Origin of the sequence: Neobacillus mesonae, assembly GCF_001636315.1 — a bacterium.
GTDB lineage: Bacteria > Bacillota > Bacilli > Bacillales > Cytobacillaceae > Neobacillus > Neobacillus mesonae.
The window spans coordinates 183,894-203,246 of the sequence record NZ_KV440949.1; the positions used below are offsets into that span (position 1 = coordinate 183,894).

Here is a 19,353-nt window from a genome sequence, read left to right on the forward strand (position 1 = left end):
TTGTAAATAAATTTTTTGAAAATTTACAAAACGTTTACACAATCTTAAAATAGCAAAAAAGCACCCCCCATCATTTTGGAGAGTGCTTTAAATCTAAGAATCTTTCAAAATTAATTTGCAGTTGTTAAAATAGTCATGACATTTTGGACAGATTGAACCGATTTGTCCAGTGCTGTCTTTTCTTCTGGGGTTAAGGGAATTTCGATTATGCTTTCAATACCGTTACCGCCTAAAATTGTAGGCACACCCAAATAAAGGTCGTGGTAGCCGTATTCGCCTTCTAGATAAGCAATCGAAGGTAAAATTCGTTTCTTATCTTTTAAAATCGCTTCGGCCATTTGGACCATAGATGCAGCTGGGGCATAATAGGCGCTTCCTTGTCCAAGCAGGTTTACAATTTCTCCGCCGCCTTTACGGGTTCTTTCCACAATGGCATCAATTCTTTCTTGCGGAAGGATTTTTTCAAGCGGGATTCCGCCTGCATAGGAATAGCGTACTAACGGAACCATATCGTCACCATGGCCGCCTAATACAAAACCGGAAATGTCTTCAATTGATACATTTAATTCCTGGGCCACAAAGGTATTAAATCGTGCTGTATCCAATACACCTGATTGGCCGATAACACGGTTTTTAGGAAACCCGGTTGTTTTATAGCAAACACATGTCATTGCATCAACTGGATTGCTTAACACGATAATATAGCTGTTTGGAGCGTATTTTTTTATATTCTTTGAAACCTCGATCATGATTTTCTCATTGGTTGCCACTAAATCATCACGGCTCATACCCGGCTTTCTTGGGAGCCCAGCAGTGATTAACACTAAGTCAGCATCCTGGATATCTTCATAATTGGAGGTACCGGTAATATTGGCATTAAAGCCTTGAACAGGACTAGCCTCAAGCATATCTAAGGCTTTCCCCTTCGTCGGATTGGTTTGCGACGGGATGTCAACAATCACCACATCGCCAAGTTCCTTTTGAGCTAGCATCAGAGCGGCAGTTGCTCCCGTAAAACCTGCTCCTATAACGGCAATTTTTCTACGCTTAAAAGTCATTTTTCTCCTCCATTCATAGCTAAATCAAAATAGGAGATTACTTTTCTTCCTCTGGTTTGACTGCCGGTTTATTTTTTGCAGTTTGCGAGGACTCTGACTTCTTTTTCGTTGAGCCCTTTACTTCAAGAATATTTTCTGTTTTCCTATTGGTTTCGCTCACTTTATGATTTTTTTTTAATAATACATCCCTAATAGATTCATCTGGGTGAGGGATAACATGAGCAGAAATAAGCTCCCCAACTCTTGCCGCTGCTTCTTTTCCAGCATCAACCGCTGCCTGAACAGCACTGACATCGCCTTGTACTAGTATCGTTACAAGTGCAGCATCCACTTTTTCCTGTTTTACTAAGGTTACATCCGCAGATTTTAACATCGCATCACCGGCTACAATGGAACCAATGAGTCCTCTTGTTTCGATCATTCCTAATGCTCTACCCATCATTATTCACCTCTTTTCGTCTCAACATCAACCGAATCAATAATTCCTATAATGAGGGCATCAATGGGCAGTTGTTTATCATTGGACATATGACTTGCTGCGCTCCCCCGGGTAACGAGGACCTGATCGCCAAAACCAGCGCCAATCCTGTCAACGGCAATAAATGGTGTGCCGGCAGAAGTTCGATCGGGCATTTCCGGCTGAACAATTAAAAATTTCAATCCCGTTAATTCATCCTCTTTCCTTGTAGCCCAGACATTTCCAATTACAGTGCCCATTTGCATTTATCTTTTCGCCCCTTTTGTTTCAATTACCTTAATGATCTTCCCTATTTCACGTGCTGTATCACGTGCAAGAGGGGTAATGATGGTTTGGTCATCAACCACAAGTTCAATGTCACGACAATCCTGAACATCTCTTTGTGTTAATAGCTTTTTCTTTTTTGTTATGGAAGTCTTTGCTGTAATGGCCTCAGCAGCGTTTCCTGATTTAGCGATAAAGCTTTCGATTGTTTCGACATTTGCGCCAAATGTTAATAACCGTTGCTTATATTCCTGCAGCTGTGATACATATGGCTTATTTTTTGGATTTTCGTTCAATAGGTGTTCCTGCAGATAAACTGTCGGAATGATCGACACAGGTACGGATTCAAAAAAACACCTTGAGAGCAGCTTACTCTCTTTCGTGTCAAAAATTCCAAGTGCACCCTTCGCCAGCAAATCTTGTGTCGCGTGTAAAAAGACCACTTGATTGACCTGATCTAACTTTATCTTTTCAAGTTCATTGTCCGTAATGGTATCCCATTTTGTTTCCAGCTTTGATAAATAGCTAGGTTCCACAAATGATGTATCACCGACAATAAGCAGTTTTGGCTTTTGTATATTAATAGAAGGAATTTGATTCTTTGAGGCTAATTGCTTCATCACTTCAAGAACAATTTGCTCTATTATATTTCGATCCATCATAGTGCTGCCTCGTCTTTAATGAGTTTCCCCTTTGTTTTTCCTGTTATAAAGCCGGCATTAGCCTCATCTGTATCGACATGCATTTCGAGCTTATATCTTGGAGAGACACGAATTAACACCTTCCCTAATGTGGCGGGACGGATTCCGCCGACCTCTACTTTGACATATTCCCCATTCTTTACGTCAAAACGGGCCGCATCATCGGGGTTCATATGAATATGAGCCTGAGCGATAATTAATCCTTCTTTTTTATAGAGGCTCCCATTAGGTCCAACTAATGTGATGGGAGCTGAACCTTTAATATCACCAGATTCTCGTAGCGGCGGCTTGCTTCCTAATTTAATAGAATCTGTCTGGCTCACTTCAACCTGGGTCATATTACGCGCAGGACCAAGAATGCGCACTTTTTCAATGCTCCCTCTTGGTCCCACAATGGTAATCGTTTCATTTGCAGCGAATTGACCAGGCTGTGATAAATCCGCCTTTTTCGTTAATTCGTACCCCTCACCAAAAAGGGCTTCAAGGTCGCTTTGACTTAAATGACAATGCCGAGCAGAAACAGCGATAGGGATCGAATCATCATTCTTCGCAGCACCGTTTAAACGGGATACTACCTCTGCCACGATTGCTTCAATCGCTTGTTGATCCATGTTTCATGCTCCTCACCTATATAAATTATTATAAAGATTTATATGTTTATGACTTAGAGAAATGTCCAGCTCCAGTGCCAAGGCGCATACGCTTTTCTACTATTATTCTTGAATTTCTAATTTTGGTAAAATGCTTTCTAGTTCGTTGTGCGGGCGTGGGATTACATGGACAGATTTAAGTTCTCCAACACGCTGAGCTGCAGCTGCACCTGCATCGGTTGCTGCCTTTACAGCGCCAACATCACCGCGTACTAATACAGTAACAATCCCGCCGCCAACGTGTACCTTACCAATTAAATGTACATTTGCTGCCTTTACCATTGCGTCAGCTGCCTCAACAGATGCTACTAAACCTTTTGTTTCAATCATTCCTAATGCTGTTAATTCTCTACTCATTTTAATTTCCTCCTAGAATGTTAGTTTGATATTTTTTGAATAACTTGATTAACCATTTCAGCAATTACTTTTGGGTCGACTTCAGCATTTGAACCTGCTTGTTTCAAAACCTGATTGACGATATTTTCTACATTGAGTGTTTCTTGTTCTGCCTTTTTGTTCGTCATTGAAGATACGGATGGCTTTGGAACGGAAACATCTTTGATACCATAGGCCATTCTCTTAATATTGATTAAATGACGCGCTGTCACGTTATCACCGGTAATGTTGCCGCCAAAGGAACCACATCCCAGTGTTAACGAAGGTGTCAACCCAGTGGTCGCCCCTACGGCACCGATGGACGAAAGGGTATTAACCATTAATCTCGACACCGGCATTTCAAGGGCAAATTCTTTTGCGACTGCATCATCGTTGGTATGAAGGGATAAGCTATGTCCTCTTCCTCCAAGGTTTAACAGTTTTAAACAAACCTCTTTAGCTTCCTCATAGCTTTCTGCCGTATAAAGCGGAAAGACGGGTGATAATTTTTCAATTGAAAACGGAATATCCTTGCCTACCCTTGTCTCTTCGGCAATTAAAACACGAGTGTCTTGAGGAACAGTGACTCCAGCCATTGCGGCGATTTTAACCGCTGATTGTCCAACAATCGCCGGATTTAAATGTCCAGGTGATAGGGTAATAACCTTTTCCAATAACGCTTTCTCATCTGCATTGAGGAAATAAGCGCCATTATTTTTAAACTCACGGATGACCATTTCCTTGATATTGCGGTCAACAACTAGCGCTTGCTCTGTTGCACAGATCGTACCGTAATCAAACGACTTACTATCTACGATCATTGAGACGGATTTTGAAATATTAGCGCTCTTCTCAAGATAACAAGGAACATTCCCTGGGCCTACACCATAAGCAGGTTTGCCCGAGCTATAGGCTGCCCTTACTAACGCACCGCCGCCTGTTGCTAAAATGACATTTACATCCCTATGTTTCATCAATTCATTAGTGGCTGCCATTGATGGCTTGGAAATCCAGCCGATCAATCCATCAGGCGCACCCGCTTTAACAGCTGCCTCCTGGCAGATTTTTAATGCTTCCACTGTACACTTGACCGCACGGGGATGCGGACTGACAACAATCGCATTTCTAGTTTTTAAAGAAATCAATGTTTTAAAAATAGCTGTTGAAGTTGGGTTGGTAGTTGGAATGATACCGGCTACGACCCCGTATGGATAAGCAACCTCCGTTACTTTATTGACTCGGTCTTCACGAATGACGCCTACTGTCTTTTCATCCTTAATGGATTCGTAGACTGCCATCGAACCAACTTCGTTTTTCATCTTTTTATGCTCCACGACACCCATTCCGGTTTCTTCTACTGCCATCTGAGCAAGCTCGAGCGATTTGGAATAAGCAGCCTCGGCCACTCTCTTTACAATCTCATCTACCTGTTCCTGTGAAAAAGACAGGTATTTTAATTGTGCCTCTTTCGCACGCTTCACAGCATCACGCATTTCTTGTATCGACTGGAGATCGTGATCAAATTGCACTATTACACACTCCCTTAAAGTTAATACTTGATTGGTTTTTCGGCGATATCGATAATAGCATCGCGAAAGGCATCCGCAGCTGCCTGGCAGGCAGATTGCGAGCCGGTTAACAATCCGCCGCCGAAGTTTGTTTCGGATGGTGGTCCGAAAAACTTAACCAGCTTGACATCAGCTGCCTTTATCGCTGCATCTAAGCCATAAACCGCTTCTAATGGCGGCGCAATCAAATACGCCAGCGCCTCGCCTCTTCTAATTCCCGCTTCCTTAGACAAATAGGAGCCGGTGCTTGAAACAACATGGGCGTAAAGGGCATGTGTTTTTTCAGGATTCAGCGCTTCAAAATAGGCTGAGGTTTCCGCTGTTTGCCGCACTGCATCAATTCCGCTTTGGACTTCATCAGGCGACGGGCCGGCAAGAATGCCAATCATCTCTCCTGACAATGGACCAGAGGCATGCCCAGAGCCGGCATAAAATGAACGGGCATAGACAACGTCAACATCTGCTCTTTTGGTTGCCTCATCAAGTGCCGTATAGCCAATGTCATCAACAGTTGATGTAAAAATAGCTAAGCTGCGGTGATGGTTTTCAAGTTTAAATTGCTTAGCCAAATCAGGGTCAACATTTGGAATAATTCGAACTGCTAAGATGTCAGCATAAATACGTTCTAAAGCCAAATTTCTTCCCCCCTAGCTTTCCTTTTGTACAAGCGATACTCCGCTAGCTTCATATTTTAATATTTTTTGTATAATCGTTCCGATATAGGCACCAGCCTCAACAGGAGGAATGCCGCCCTTATGGATATTCGAAATGACCATTCGATCTGCTTCAATTGTTCCCAGCCTTGGCATATAGCATAAATAGGCACTCAAGCTTTCTGCACTGACAAGTCCTGGGCGCTCGCCAATCAACAGGACGACCACCTTTGGCTGCAGCAATTCACCAACATCATCCATAACGGCTACCCGGCCCTTTTCGATATAGAATGGTGTACCGGTTTCAAGCCCTAGGCTTTTTAGTGATTGCTCGAGGGATAGGTAAACGTCCTCGACATTTTCTTCCACCGCACTTGAACTTAAACCATCCGAAACAATGATTTGAACGGTTGGAGCTTTCCGGCATTTTTCGCTGATTATTTGCTTCGCTTCATCGGAAAGCTTTCGTCCATAATCAGGACGGCGGATATATACTTCTTTGTCGCTTACCCTTGTGCTGACCTTAAAAAGATCCAGTCGATTTAATAGTTCTTCATTGACATCACCATAAACTGCATCCACAGCTGCAGCATGGTCAAAGCGAAATTTTAACCATGTATCGGTTTTAGGCCTTAGTCCAGCTCGGCCAATTCCAATTCGGGCTGGCGTTTTACTCATTAGCTCTTGTAATTCCTCAGGATTAAAAGGCTCTTCAATTCCGGAGGATGGGTGTATCACGTCTTTGCTTTGTGATTCAACAAAGCCGCCTGACTCCTTTGTTTCAGAATAGCTGCCAAATGGGATTAGTCCATCAGTTTCTGTCACAGACTTGTTAGGTTCCATAACCGATTGATGACCAGTACTTGGTAACGGCGAGCCTGAAGTATGGTCCCAAAATTTCACCTCAGCCCGAGGTGTTTCACTTGAAATTGCAGTATTACGCTCCGACCCATTTTGGGTCTGTAATTTTTCCACAATCAGTTTTGTGACTTTCTCTATTAGCTCAGGATTCATGTTTAATTAATTCCTCCCTTTAGAAAAAATGGTCGGATCTCCGGCAATTTTACTTAACTTGCCGTTTTCAAGGATGCCCATTTTTTCCAGCCATTCAGCAAAGATTGGGGAAGGACGCTTGTTCATCGTTTGTCTTAACGTCGCCACATCATGGTAGCTCATCGATTGATAATTCAACATACAATCATCGCCCATCGGTGTTGCGATAATGAAATTAACACCGGCAGCGGTTAAAAGTACCCCTAAATCCTCAATGTCATTTTGATCTGCCTTAATATGGTTGGTATAGCAAATGTCTACCCCCATCGGAATGCCGTGCATTTTTCCCATGAAGTGGTCTTCTAATCCGGCACGAATGACCTGCTTATTATTATACAAATATTCAGGTCCGATAAAGCCAACAACCGTGTTGACGATATATGGATCGTAATAACGGGCAAAACCGTAATTTCTCGATTCAAGCGTCATTTGGTCGATTCCATAATGAGCTTCAGCCGATAATTCAGAGCCTTGACCGGTTTCAAAGTATAAACACTGCGGGCCGGTTCCGGTTCCTAATGTTCTTGCCATATCATTGGCTTCCTCTAATAAAGAAGCTGTAATCCCAAATGATCGGTTTGCTGCTTCTGTTCCAGCAATACTTTGGAAAATCATATCGGCAGGTGCCCCCTGCTCAATTGCCTTCATTTGCGCAGTTACGTGTGCAAGCACACAGTTTTGTGTCGGAATTTCCCATTCTTGAATAAAATCATGAGTGGCATGCAGCAATCGTTTCACACTTTCAACGGAATCATCGACTGGATTAATTCCAATAACAGCATCCCCCATCCCATATGACAGCCCTTCCTTTAGGGAAGCAATCATACCTTCCACATTGTCGGTTGGATGGTTGGGCTGCAGACGGGATGCAAGCGTCCCTTTATACCCAATCGTTATATTACATTTGGTTAAAATTTCAATTTTATTTGCAGCGTGTACGAGGTCAAGATTTGACATTAGTTTGGCCACGGCAGCAATCATTTCACTATTTAACCCGCGGCTTAATCGTTTTAAATCTTCACCGGTAGTCATGTCGCTTAAAATATACTCCCTCAGTTCAGCAACGGACCAGTTTTTAATTGATTGATAAACCGGTTCGTTCAGCTGGCTTTCAATAATTCGTGATACTTCATCCTTTTCTGCTGGAAGCATCGGATTTTCGCGAATTTCACCCAATGTCAAATAGCTAAGCACTTGTTTCGCTGCGATCCGCTCCTGAACCGTCTCCGCAGCTAGGCCTGCCAAGCGATCACCGGATTTCTCTTCATTCGCTTTTGCAAATAAGTCCTTTAAGGATGAAAACTGATAAACGGTTCCTAAATAGGTCGTTTGCAGTTTCATAGAAAACTCCCCCTTTCTTAATGATGGAATGTTAATGTTTTGATTACGACAGGGACTACACCCGTTTGCAGCAGGTGTCCGATATCAATATAATCACCGTGTTCCACACGGATTTGATCAATACAAATAATACTTTGTTCTTGGTTCTGGACCTTTATCGTCTGACCGAGAACCTTGGCATGATCGCTTTCTAAAACAATGACCAAAGGCTGCGCGGGATTTGGTTTTACTTTGATTGCTTCCAAAATCATGTCTGCCAGTTCTTGTACATCGCGAAAGCCTAAATAGGGAAGCTCCGTTATATATAGTGCAAAATTTTGGCCTTCACCCTGTGGGTCAAACATATCAAGCGCCTGCTTCACTGCCTCACGCATCCTATTTAATCCCTTTTTAAATTCATGTCCAAAAGGGACTTGAAATACTGGCAGGTTGCGAAGCGGTAAATCCTTTTCCTCTACGTGAATTGTTGCACCGCTGATTTCAGTCGTCTGAGTACCTGCACCAAGTACAGTTGCCCGTACGGTTTCATCCGGGGTAATCCATTTCCATTCTGACAACTCTCTATTCTCACGAAGAGAAGCCGCCAGCATTTCTCCGATGTCATTGTATGTTACGGTACCGAATGTTCCCATTTCATATTTGTAAAGACATTCACTTATTCCGCCTGAAAACATGATTTCATCAATGTCCTCCCGCCAATTTGGATCATGCCCAAGGAGTAGCGGTTGGTCAGCTGCTGACAAATCACGCTTCAGCATTCTTGCAATTACTGCCGCCATAAAGTCAGTGAGCCTTTTAATTTCATAGCGATTTCGAATGCCTCCTACTGTTATTTCACTATAAGGTGATCCCCATTGACGAAATAATTGTTTTATAGGAGGTGAAATACTTTTTATCTGGTTCCCGGTAAATTCTATTAATCTCCCACCAATATGTAATGTGCAGGTGCCACAAAGCTTTCCGGATTTATAGACAGCAGCATTTGCCGTTCCCCCGCCGATATCGATATTGGCAATCACTTTCCCTGTTTTTTTAGAGTATTCATAAGCTCCTGAACCCTTTGCTGCAATGATTCCCTCCAGGTCTGGTCCAGCTGTGGCAACCAAGAATTCTCCTGCATGGTCTGATAGATGATGGACCATCTCTTGGGCATTCTGCTTTGTAGCTGTTTCGCCTGTAATAATGACCGCTCCTGTTTGAATATCATTTGGACCAATTCCAGCGTTGGCATATTCTTTTTTTACAAGTTCGTCAACAGCTTCCATATCAATTGTGGCCTGTGACAATAAAGGTGTACGGTAGATTGGGCTGCGATGCAAAACCTCTTTATTAATAATTTCAATCCGCGGCATATGCATTCCACCAGCCATATTCATTAGCGAAAACTTGCTAATCACCAGCTTGGTTGTACTCGTACCTATATCAATACCCGCACTCAAGATTTCCTCATGCTGCGGCTCATATTTTTTAATGGAGATCACCTCATTTCTGCACTTGCAATAAAAAAAGGCACCTTATATGAACTACCCCGGCTAGGATAGTTACATATAAGGCGCCTTTGCCTTCATAAATTCATTTTTATACTAGTAATATAGTCTATTTTTTCATTTTTGTAAAGGGTTTCAGACAAAAATGACTACCTCATCTGATACAGATTTCATTGCCTCTTTCATCTCAACAAGTGTATTACATTTGACTAAGTCCCGTATTTCCTGCAGTCCTTGTCCAGTTACGGAAGAAGAAATAACAATTGGTCCCTTTGGAATTGCTCTTTTTAACTGCTCAATCGCTTTAGGGATATCGGCAGTTTCAGCATCACATTTCGTAACCACTCCAATTGGCAGCTTATTAAAACCAGTGCTGAATCCTGGTGGGAAAATCGTTTTTGACTTTGTCGCATCCTGCAAAAATAAGATATGGGTCACTTCTAAAGCAGTGGCCATAATATTTTTATAGAAAAATGGATTTTCCGTATATTCTCCAGGTGTATCGACAATCCAATCAAAATAATTTAGCGTTTGAGTTTTAACCGCGTCTACCTTCCTCTCAAGAAGAGCATTTGTTAAGGTAGATTTTCCTGCACCAATGGATCCGATGAGCATCGCCCTATTTTTTTTTGCCACCACAAGCACCTCCGTTTATGACTTCGTTAATTCTGCCGGAGTATACCTTAATACTTCTGACAAAAAGCGGTTAATTTCTTCCATCGCCATCTGTACGGAGGAAACGCTGCCAACAATCACAAGACTGCCGGTAAAACGGTCTAAGAAACCAATTTGAACATCTGCCGCCTTTGTCGCCAAATCCCCGGCAATAATAACCGTTTCACTCGGAGTTAAGGTTAAAATACCCATGGCCCCGGCCTGTTGAATCCCTAATTTATCAAACATATCAGGATCAGGATTGGCAATTAAATGGCTTAACGTTACTTGTTTTCCAGGTACGAACTCCTGGATAAATCGTTTTTTCTCTTCACTCAACGTAAGTATCCTCCTTGGCAACTGTATTTAAAATCAAGCAATTAGGTCTTTTTCCTGTTTTGAAAGGTACTCATCCTTACCGATAATACCTGCTTCACGGTCTTTCTTCTCTAACTCCAGTGCTTTAGGTACTGATAACCAGTAGGCAAGGCCAATTCCAATAACTCCTGCGGAAAATTTCCCAATCATAATTGGCAGAATCAATGTCGGCTGAAAGTTTGCGGAAAACGATAAATGGTCCCCGAGTAGGAACGCGGAACAAACAGCAAATGCAATGTTTATAACCTTATCTTTAGGTGGCATGGTTTTTACTAGCTTAAACATCGCAAGGATATTCGCAATGGTTGCTACAAGTCCAGCACTTCCTTCTTTACTTAAACCAATCTTACGTCCAAGTGCCTCAAGCGGACCGCCGGCATACTTTTGCAGTAAGTAAACCATCGGAAAGGCACCAGCCAGCATAATTCCAATATAACCAGCCGTTTCAAGGGCACGGAACTGGTCTTCTTTGTCGGCCATAATTGGGTGGAAGCCCCAGCTGCCAAATACTGTTGAAAATAGTCCTGTGAAAATTTCAACTATTGAGAAGACTAACACAAGTTTAATTCCGGCATCCATAATTCGTCCAAACCACATGAAGGCTTTAATCATGAAATCAGGCAGGAAATATAAACCTAAAGCAATTGCCACAACAAAAATAACCAGCGGTAGTAAATTTAATAGAATATGTCCATACCCTAAGGCAAATTGGTATTTTGCTTCGCCAGAGGTTGAAATAAAATCACGTACTTTTGAATTTGACAGAAAGATAATCGTACTAGAAATTAGCGCTCCAATTGGAATGGTTAATACACCAGCCATTACCCCAAGTGCCATATATTTATGGTCGCGCTTATCAAGCATTGCTAGACCCATAGGAATTGAGAAGACAATCGTCGCACCTGCCATGAAGCCGACAATCATTGCCATAATCCAGCCCTCTTGAGTTTGCTTTAAAACTTCAGCCAATTGGTAACCGCCCATATCGGTAGCTAGTATCGAAGTGGCCGCAATTGCTGGGTCAGCACCAATAGCCGAGAAAAATGGACCGCATACTTTGCCAATGAACCACGATAAATATGGAATAGACGCCATAATTCCTGCTGCCGGTACAAAAATATGTCCAACCGCGTGAAGACCCTCCATAAACTGTGCACCTAATCCTTCATCACTGTTACGAATGGCTGCAAATGCACCCAATACGGCACACGTCATAATGATATAAATCACAACTTCTCCTATAATTTCCATTTAAAAGTCCCTCCTTGCGCATATTCATTACTATCTATTAAAACGGAAAATGTAAGCGTCTTACTATAAATAAAACCTTCCATCTCAGGCATGGTCACCAAATTATTAGAACCATGCTGCGTTCTCACCTGTCCCTTTTTTTGGAAAATATCTGGAATAAAAAAGATAATTGCCGCAAGAAGACAAAAAGGTGCCTTGCGGATTCCAAATAAAAGAAACCGCTAAAGCACCTTTGCTTGGTTTATTCACTTGTAAGGATTAAGCGTTATATTTTAATATAATCCGCTTTGCTACATTTTCCAGTGTTACCTGCTTGTTCATACTTATTTTTCTCATTTTTTTATAAGCAGCATCCTCTGGAAGATTATATTTCTCCATAATGATTCCCTTTGCCTTTTCGACAAGTTTTCTTTCAGTTAATTGTTTATTCATGTTTTCTACTTGTTCCCGATAGGCATTGGCTGTTTCCGCCTGCTTTAAGGCAATTTCTACAGCTGGAATTAAATTAGCCTCAGTAATTGGCTTTACTAAATACCCAACAATGTTTGCTTGCTTTGCTTTATCAATATATTCCCTCTGACTGTACGCCGTTAAAATGAGAATAGGGATATTTAATTTTTTGGAAATAATCTCACTTGCCTTTAATCCATTTAATTTTGGCATTTTAATATCCATTATGATTAAATCTGGTTCAAGTGAATATGCCTGTTCAATAGCTTTTTCACCATCCCCTACCTGTGCAGCTACTTCAAAACCAGCCTCTTCAAGCATCATGGCAATATCTAAGCGGACAATTGATTCATCCTCAACAACCAATATTCTTTTCTTCATAGTTGAACCTCCTCCCCTTGCAATGGGAATTTGACAGTAGCAATCGTTCCTGTCTTGGCTCTTTCTATCGAAAAAAGGCCTGATAAATCATGCTCGATCATCATCTTGACAATATCTAAACCTAGTGAAGATTTAGACTTGGGTGAATACCCTTCCCCATTGTCAATCACCTGAATTTCCATATAATTTTCTTTCTGATGAAATAAGACTTCAATTTTACCATGATGAATCGTTTTAAAAGCATGCTTCACACAGTTTTGGATTAATTCATTGACCACCAAAGCAACTGACACAGCTTTATTTGATTGAATCTGTGAATGAGTTCCAGAATAGGTAATGCTGATCTGTTTATTCTCCTGCTCAGCTTCCAAAACAAGAGTATTCCCGATTTTCTCTATTAACTTATACAAGTCAACATCATCCACACTGGACCCGGAAAGAATGATTTCGTAAACAGATGCAATACTTGTAATCCGATTCAAGCTTTCCACAAAGTGAACTTTACTCTCTTCCGGCAGCCCTCTTCTCATTTGTAGACGCAAAAGACTGGCTACTGTTTGCAGGTTGTTTTTCACCCGGTGATGGATTTCATGGATTGCCACTGATTTGACAATTAGTTCTCTTTCCTTTTCTCTAAGCTCGGTAATGTTTTTAAAGATGACAAAAGTCCCAGTCGTTTTTTCTTGCTGAAGGAGTTCGATTTTTTTCACTTGAAATACCTTATTTAACATCTTAACCTCTTGAACAATAAGTTCATCTGATGCTTCTAAAATAGCTCCGATAACAGGAAAATAGTAAACGAGTGAATTTCCAATCCAGCTTCCTTCTTCATCCATTTCCTGGATAAGATTTGTTCCGGAGGGGTTACAATAAAGGATCTTCCCGTCTTGGTCTAGAAAGAAAATGGACTCTTCAATCATTTCGGGAATTATCGGTCTATTTTCTGCAAGACCCATTAAAATTCCGCTTAGTGCCTCTGTTGCTTCTGACAACGCTTCCATTTTTTGCTGTCTTTGAACCAACTCTGTTATATCCTTTTCCATAATAAGTGTTCCAATCACATGATTGTCCATTCCCCTTATAGGAACAACACTTTGGTCAACCGTTTTACCTTCTTGAGTTAAGGCGCGATTTTCAAACATTGGTTTTCCAGTTCTTAATGTAAAGAAAACAGACGGCTCGAACGCTTCATAGGCAAACTTTCCTACAACTGGTTTTTCATATACGGATTTTACCGTTGAAGGTGCTGCCTCTGCAACAACAATAGCATGTTTTCCTACCTTTGTAGGACAATCAATAAATACGTTCGCTTTATTAATGTCAGCGATAAGCTGCAAGTTAGCAACTAACTCTTTAATTCTTTTAATATCTTCCGCTGATAGATTCGTATGCAGGAAACATAATTCTTCTACTGTGCTGTTATACATATGATGTTTCTCCTATTGTCAAGAAAGGGATTACATGAAATAATTATAGGGGCACTATGAGAATTTTGTCAATATTGTTAAAACACAAGGCAGCATTTTTCCGGATTGTACCGTGAATAAATACTGCCTTTGTCCATTATATATGCATCTAAAAATACTTATAATATTTTAAATCAATCTTACTAAACTATCTTAATTGCGTAAGTTTTACGCCGCTGGCCTTGCTTTTCAAAACATCAGCAATTAAATCAGATAAATAAGCTCCTGCCTCAATTGGTGGGATTCCGCCATCATGAATATTAGATATAACCGTCCGATCGGCCTCAACGGTTTCTTTAGTCGGACGATAAATAAGATAGACACTAAGACTTTTGGAAGTAGCTAATCCCGGGCGTTCGCCAATAAGAGAAATGACAACATCGCAGTTTGCAATAGAAGCAATCTCGTCCTGTATCCACACACGGCTCCGCCTAATAAAAATAGGTTCCCCAAAAGTAATATTTTTTACTTTCAAACCTTGAATTAATGCGGGGAGTAAGTCTGGAATATTCGCTTCTATACCCGTAGAGCTTAGTCCATCTGAAATAACGATTTGGACCTGTTTATTTTTAGAAAGATTGGTTTCTGCCCATTTTCGTGATGCCTCATTCAGTTTTCGTCCACTATCCAAATTCATTAAATATTCTTCCATTGACTCAGATTTCGATTGCAGGACAGGGAGATTCATTTCTTCTAAAAATTGATCTGACACTCCTCGCAAAACAGCATCCTGTGCTGCGGCATGGTCAATTCGGAAATCAAGGTATTCCTTCGTCTTCATCCGAGTTCCAGTCCGGCCAATACCTATTCTGGCAGGGGTTATGGTCCTTACCTTTTCAATAATACTGTAATCTAACGGATTATCTACTCTTACCTTCTTTTCTTTTTCAAAATTAATTTGTTGGACGATTTCGTTTACTTTTTCTTTATTTTTGAAAAGAGAGCTTGAATTTCTTGTGCTAGCGCTTTCAACTTTCCCAAGTTCTTCTATAACCTGCTTGACAATTGCTTGAATATCCATTTAAATACCTCCCTTCTTATTTAAAGATGGACAAGTCTCCAGCTTTTTCAGTCAGGCGCCCATCCTTCATAATCCCCATTTTCTCTAACCAAATCTCAAATTCTCTTAACGGACGAAGACCAAGCATTTCTCTTAGACTCGCATCATCATGATAGCTTGTATCTTGATAGCTTAACATGACATCATCCCCGCCAGGTACACCCATGTAAAAGTTTGCACCAGCTAGAGCTGTGAGCATTCCAGCAATCTCTTGATCATTTTGGTCTGCCTGCATATGGTTTGTATAAGTAGGAGCAATTCCCATTGGTATACCATGCAATTTCCCCATAAAGAGATCCTCAAGGTCGGCTCGAATGACTTGTTTTCCATCATAGAGTGTTTCAGGTCCGATGAAACCGGATACATTATTCACCATAAACGGTTTCCAATGCCGAGCGTAACCATAGGTTCTTGCCTCAAGAGTCTGCATGTCAACTCCTAAATGAGCATCAAGTGAAACCTCTGATCCCTGCCCTGTTTCAAAGTAAAGCTGATTTGGACCAGTAGATGTCCCGTATTTCGCCATGAGGTCGTATGCTTCATCTATAATTTCTTTCGAAACACCAAAATCGTCATTTGCTGCTTGGGTCCCTGCAAGGCTTTGGAACATCAAAGCAATCGGTGCCCCGTTTTTCAAAGCTTTCATTTGTGTAGTAATATGAGCTAGCACGCAGTTTTGCGTAGGAATTTGCCATTTTTGCATAAAGTCGTGAGTCATATGTAAAATTCTTGAAACCGACTCTACGCTATCGTTGTTTGGATTAACGCCGATTACAGCATCTCCGGATCCGAATGATAGTCCTTCCTTCAATGAAGCCAGAATACCTTCAGGGTTATCAGTTGGATGGTTTGGTTGACAACGGAAAGCTAATCGGCCAGCCTCACCTATGGTAGTATTGCAATGGGCAGTCGGTCTTATTTTTTGTGAAGCTATAACAAGATCGATACTTGACATAAGCTTTACGACTCCAGAAATCATTTCACTGGTTAAGCCCCTTGAAATTCGAAATAAATCTGATGTTGTTGTTTGATGGGCTAAAATATATTCCCTCAATTCCCCTACCGTCCAGTTTGCTATTTCCTTATAAATAAATTGATTGATATCATCATAAATGATCCTGGTTACTTCATCTTTTTCATACGGAATGACAGGGTTTTCAAAAATATCTTTCAAAGTCAATTCACTTAAAACCACTTTTGCTGCCATGCGCTCAAGGTAGGACTGTGCAGCAATCCCCGCCATCTTATCTCCTGACTTCTCCTCACTTGCCTTGGCTAGTATTTCTCTTATCGAACCAAACTGATAATTTACATTTTTGAGGGTGCATTTGAACATAAACTTCCTCCTCCCATGGATTTAAGAGACGAAAAAGCGCCTTATCAGAATTAGTCAGATTACTCGACTTATTTTGATAAGGCGCCATTGCCGTCTATTATACATTTGTCATAATTATAGCTTAAATAAATTTAAAAGGAAAGAATTTTTCGAATTAATTTTCATTATAGTAAACTTATGAGAGAATCCTTTTCTCCCCATCAATCTCTTGAATAGGAGCAATATTTTGCGTGAATTCCAAGGTCCCAATATATTTCCCATCCTCGTCACGGACCGCAAAGTAACGGATATAGACATATTTATCATGGAATTTAATCCAAAAGTCCTCGCAGTCCTTCCTGCCAGCTTTAAAGTCTGCTAACAGTTCCTCCACAACATGCACGCTTTTCGGTGGATGGCAGTTTTGCACAGTACGACCAATGACCGCTTTTGTCCGAGCAAATATTCTATCTTTACCATGTGAAAAATAACGGACAACATCATCATGATCAATGAATGTGATATCGACAGGTAAATGATTTAGAATTAATTCCATTTGTTTTAATGACAAGATCCCCGTTTCCATTTTAATATATCCTTCGGAGAGAACTTCTGCATCCAGTTGTTTTCGTTCAGGTTTCCATTCAGCCGCGGGTTCAGTCAAACAAAAGCCGATTTCATCACTTTCATGGGCAATTTTCATCCATTCATCTTCGGTAAAATTATTCAATGCCATCGGGAACAAAATGTTTTCCTCCCGATAAATCATCGCATTCACTTCTTCGATTATATAGTTAACCATTTTAATTACAGCTTGCTTGTCCCCTTGGTAATTGGTTAATATTTGTTTCGCATCCTTAATCGCCTCGCGTATAAAATCATCAATTCTCCACATATTGGTCGTTGGACCGTAAATTCCGTATTTTTCGAGGAATGGAAAGATCAGATGCTCTTTTCGATTAAAATGCTTATCAATATCGAGCAAAAGATGAATGTCCTCTAACAGTTTGTACACATTTTCAGTAGAATCCTCTTTTTCAAACTGCCATAAATGAACCTGCAGCTTTGTTTTCAGCAGCTTTTCTAATTCTTCGTTCTCTAGCTTAAACGTATGAATAGGGTGCCCCGGCTCTTCATCAGGACGTTGCTTACGGGTATCTTCTGCAACCGCTTCTTTAAAAATCTCTGTGTGCTGATTGTAAATCCGCTTCAAATCCTGTGCAGAAAGATCAACAAATTCATGAGAGAGCTGGGAAATTTCTTCAACTGTTATTTTCCCAATATAAGCATCAAAATGACCTTTCACCTCTGCTACGTTTCTTCCATTATGAAGATCGGTAAATATTTGTTTCAACATCTCAAGTCGTTCTGTATTTTGAATGGGTTGTTGTTCACGATTATTTATCATTTCACTCATCACGATTCTCCTTCGCTATGTTTCAAGTGATTTTGTTTCTCAATTATAAAATAACATTGGTGAAAACTTAGGATTGTGATGAAAATCATTGGCTAGGGTTAAACTTTTTAACATCTTGTGAACATTGAAAAAGGAGCCCGCCAAATGACGAGCTCCCATTTAATCATTTCATTATAGTAAAAACATGCCAGCAATTCCGCTGAGGATACTTAATACAACCACAGAACCTGCGACAAAAAACAATACCTTTTTAGGATACGATTTAGCCACAAGTAATAACGATGGCAAACTGATAGAAGGCAGTGCTAATAACAAAGCTCCAGCCGGACCGCCGCCAAGACCAAAGGACATGAACGTTTGAATAATTGGAATTTCGGCTGCCGTAGGAATAACGAACAGCATTCCAGCAATGGCAAAACCAATTACAGCAATCAGGCTATTGGACGCTGCATCACTAAGTTGAGGGAATAACCAAACACGCACAGCTCCCATAACAAGGACAGCTAAAATATAAGTAGGAACAATATATAAAATCATATTGCCGATACTTTTCATCCATCTAGAAACAAAAGAACCTTTTGCCTTGGTCTCAGTCTTTTCAATCATTTTCTCAAGATCGGCCGGGTTTGCCCGCGGTGCAAAGCGGTTCGCTAAATAACTTATTCCGAATGTTAAAATAAGCCCAAACACAAGTCGAAGTGCTGTGAATTTCCATGATAAGACAAACGTCATGAAAATTAATGTCGCCGGATTTAGTGTTGGATTCCCAATCCAGAATGCCAAGCTGGCACCAACAGAGACATTTTTCTTCCGTAACCCCACTGCGATTGGTGCCGCGCAGCAGGTACACATCATTCCTGGAAGTGATGCAAGCCCTGCCACAGCGGTGCTGCCAAAGGATGTTTTTCCAAGCACTTTTAGCAGCCAGTTGGTAGGAATTAATACCTGCACTAAAGAACCAAGTATGATTCCAAATACGGCCGCTTTCCATACAGCATTGAAATATGCAAGTGCGTAGGACCATGCACTATCCCATGATACCGATGGCATGTCAGCTTGCTCCCCTAGTATAGAAGTGCCAATGGAATGGGTAGTTATCGCCAAAATGGATTTATTATAATATGGATACCATTTTACATAAGACAACCCAATAATGGTAATCAGTATAAAGATAATGGCAAACACAACAGTCTTTTTCCGTTGCGGCTGAGTTGCTGTTAATGAACTGTTTACTTGAGCCATATAATTTTAAAACCTCCAATATAGTAAGAACTAGAACTTTAAAATTATATCACGACGATAGATTAATATGTATCTAAAAAACCGATAGATAAATACCATCAACTATCTAAA

Annotated in this window: 20 protein-coding genes; all 20 read right to left on the bottom strand. The window is 40.8% G+C overall.

The annotated features are described in order from the left end of the window. Positions 1-110: 110 nt before the first annotated feature. The gene (gene mdh, locus A6749_RS00840) at positions 111-1,058 is read right to left on the bottom strand and encodes a malate dehydrogenase (RefSeq protein ID WP_066383660.1); all 948 of its coding nucleotides are present in this window, start codon (positions 1,056-1,058) and stop codon (positions 111-113) included. A gap of 37 nt (positions 1,059-1,095) precedes the next feature. Next, a complete protein-coding gene (locus A6749_RS00845; RefSeq protein ID WP_066383663.1) occupies positions 1,096-1,497 on the bottom strand; it encodes a BMC domain-containing protein in 402 nt (133 codons plus the stop codon). 2 nt (positions 1,498-1,499) lie between these two features. Beyond that, positions 1,500-1,781 (bottom strand): EutN/CcmL family microcompartment protein, encoded by a 282-nt coding sequence (locus tag A6749_RS00850; protein ID WP_066383668.1) that lies wholly within the window; start codon positions 1,779-1,781, stop codon positions 1,500-1,502. Beyond that, entirely contained in the window at positions 1,782-2,462 is a 681-nt protein-coding gene (locus tag A6749_RS00855) for a hypothetical protein (protein WP_066383674.1), read from the bottom strand. Then, positions 2,459-3,112 (bottom strand): phosphate propanoyltransferase, encoded by a 654-nt coding sequence (gene pduL, locus A6749_RS00860; protein ID WP_066383677.1) that lies wholly within the window; start codon positions 3,110-3,112, stop codon positions 2,459-2,461. The genes A6749_RS00855 and pduL overlap by 4 nt, the downstream gene beginning before the upstream one ends. A gap of 102 nt (positions 3,113-3,214) precedes the next feature. After that, positions 3,215-3,508 (bottom strand): BMC domain-containing protein, encoded by a 294-nt coding sequence (locus tag A6749_RS00865; protein ID WP_066383679.1) that lies wholly within the window; start codon positions 3,506-3,508, stop codon positions 3,215-3,217. Positions 3,509-3,528: 20 nt separating this feature from the next. After that, positions 3,529-5,019 (bottom strand): aldehyde dehydrogenase family protein, encoded by a 1,491-nt coding sequence (locus tag A6749_RS00870; protein ID WP_407937523.1) that lies wholly within the window; start codon positions 5,017-5,019, stop codon positions 3,529-3,531. 56 nt (positions 5,020-5,075) lie between these two features. Continuing rightward, positions 5,076-5,729 carry an ethanolamine utilization microcompartment protein EutL gene (gene eutL / locus A6749_RS00875; protein ID WP_066383685.1) on the bottom strand — a complete coding sequence of 218 codons (654 nt, stop codon included), beginning with the start codon at positions 5,727-5,729 and terminating at the stop codon, positions 5,076-5,078. Between the two features lie 12 nt (positions 5,730-5,741). Then, positions 5,742-6,761, bottom strand: coding sequence for an ethanolamine ammonia-lyase subunit EutC (gene eutC, locus A6749_RS00880; protein WP_066383687.1), 1,020 nt, complete (start codon positions 6,759-6,761; stop codon positions 5,742-5,744). 6 nt (positions 6,762-6,767) lie between these two features. Then, the gene (locus tag A6749_RS00885) at positions 6,768-8,141 is read right to left on the bottom strand and encodes an ethanolamine ammonia-lyase subunit EutB (protein ID WP_066383689.1); all 1,374 of its coding nucleotides are present in this window, start codon (positions 8,139-8,141) and stop codon (positions 6,768-6,770) included. A 17-nt stretch (positions 8,142-8,158) separates the two neighbouring features. Beyond that, positions 8,159-9,613: an ethanolamine ammonia-lyase reactivating factor EutA gene (locus A6749_RS00890; RefSeq protein ID WP_066400572.1), complete on the bottom strand. Its 1,455-nt coding sequence runs from the start codon at positions 9,611-9,613 to the stop codon at positions 8,159-8,161. Between the two features lie 150 nt (positions 9,614-9,763). After that, the gene (locus tag A6749_RS00895) at positions 9,764-10,264 is read right to left on the bottom strand and encodes a EutP/PduV family microcompartment system protein (RefSeq protein WP_066383692.1); all 501 of its coding nucleotides are present in this window, start codon (positions 10,262-10,264) and stop codon (positions 9,764-9,766) included. A gap of 15 nt (positions 10,265-10,279) precedes the next feature. After that, a complete protein-coding gene (gene eutS / locus A6749_RS00900) occupies positions 10,280-10,621 on the bottom strand; it encodes an ethanolamine utilization microcompartment protein EutS (RefSeq protein WP_066383705.1) in 342 nt (113 codons plus the stop codon). Positions 10,622-10,654: 33 nt separating this feature from the next. Then, positions 10,655-11,911 (bottom strand): ethanolamine utilization protein EutH, encoded by a 1,257-nt coding sequence (gene eutH, locus A6749_RS00905; protein WP_066383707.1) that lies wholly within the window; start codon positions 11,909-11,911, stop codon positions 10,655-10,657. 258 nt (positions 11,912-12,169) lie between these two features. Then, positions 12,170-12,742: an ANTAR domain-containing response regulator gene (locus A6749_RS00910; RefSeq protein WP_066383709.1), complete on the bottom strand. Its 573-nt coding sequence runs from the start codon at positions 12,740-12,742 to the stop codon at positions 12,170-12,172. Then, positions 12,739-14,169 (bottom strand): sensor histidine kinase, encoded by a 1,431-nt coding sequence (locus A6749_RS00915; protein ID WP_066383710.1) that lies wholly within the window; start codon positions 14,167-14,169, stop codon positions 12,739-12,741. Before A6749_RS00915 ends, A6749_RS00910 begins: the two co-directional genes overlap by 4 nt. A 187-nt stretch (positions 14,170-14,356) precedes the next feature. Further along, a complete protein-coding gene (gene eutC, locus A6749_RS00920) occupies positions 14,357-15,229 on the bottom strand; it encodes an ethanolamine ammonia-lyase subunit EutC (protein WP_066383716.1) in 873 nt (290 codons plus the stop codon). Between the two features lie 16 nt (positions 15,230-15,245). Beyond that, positions 15,246-16,604 (bottom strand): ethanolamine ammonia-lyase subunit EutB, encoded by a 1,359-nt coding sequence (locus A6749_RS00925; protein WP_066383724.1) that lies wholly within the window; start codon positions 16,602-16,604, stop codon positions 15,246-15,248. 175 nt (positions 16,605-16,779) lie between these two features. After that, entirely contained in the window at positions 16,780-18,000 is a 1,221-nt protein-coding gene (locus A6749_RS00930; protein ID WP_066383726.1) for a DUF438 domain-containing protein, read from the bottom strand. A gap of 171 nt (positions 18,001-18,171) precedes the next feature. After that, on the bottom strand, positions 18,172-19,242 hold the full coding sequence (locus A6749_RS00935) for a permease (protein WP_066383728.1): 1,071 nt from the start codon (positions 19,240-19,242) through the stop codon (positions 18,172-18,174). Positions 19,243-19,353: the final 111 nt, after the last annotated feature.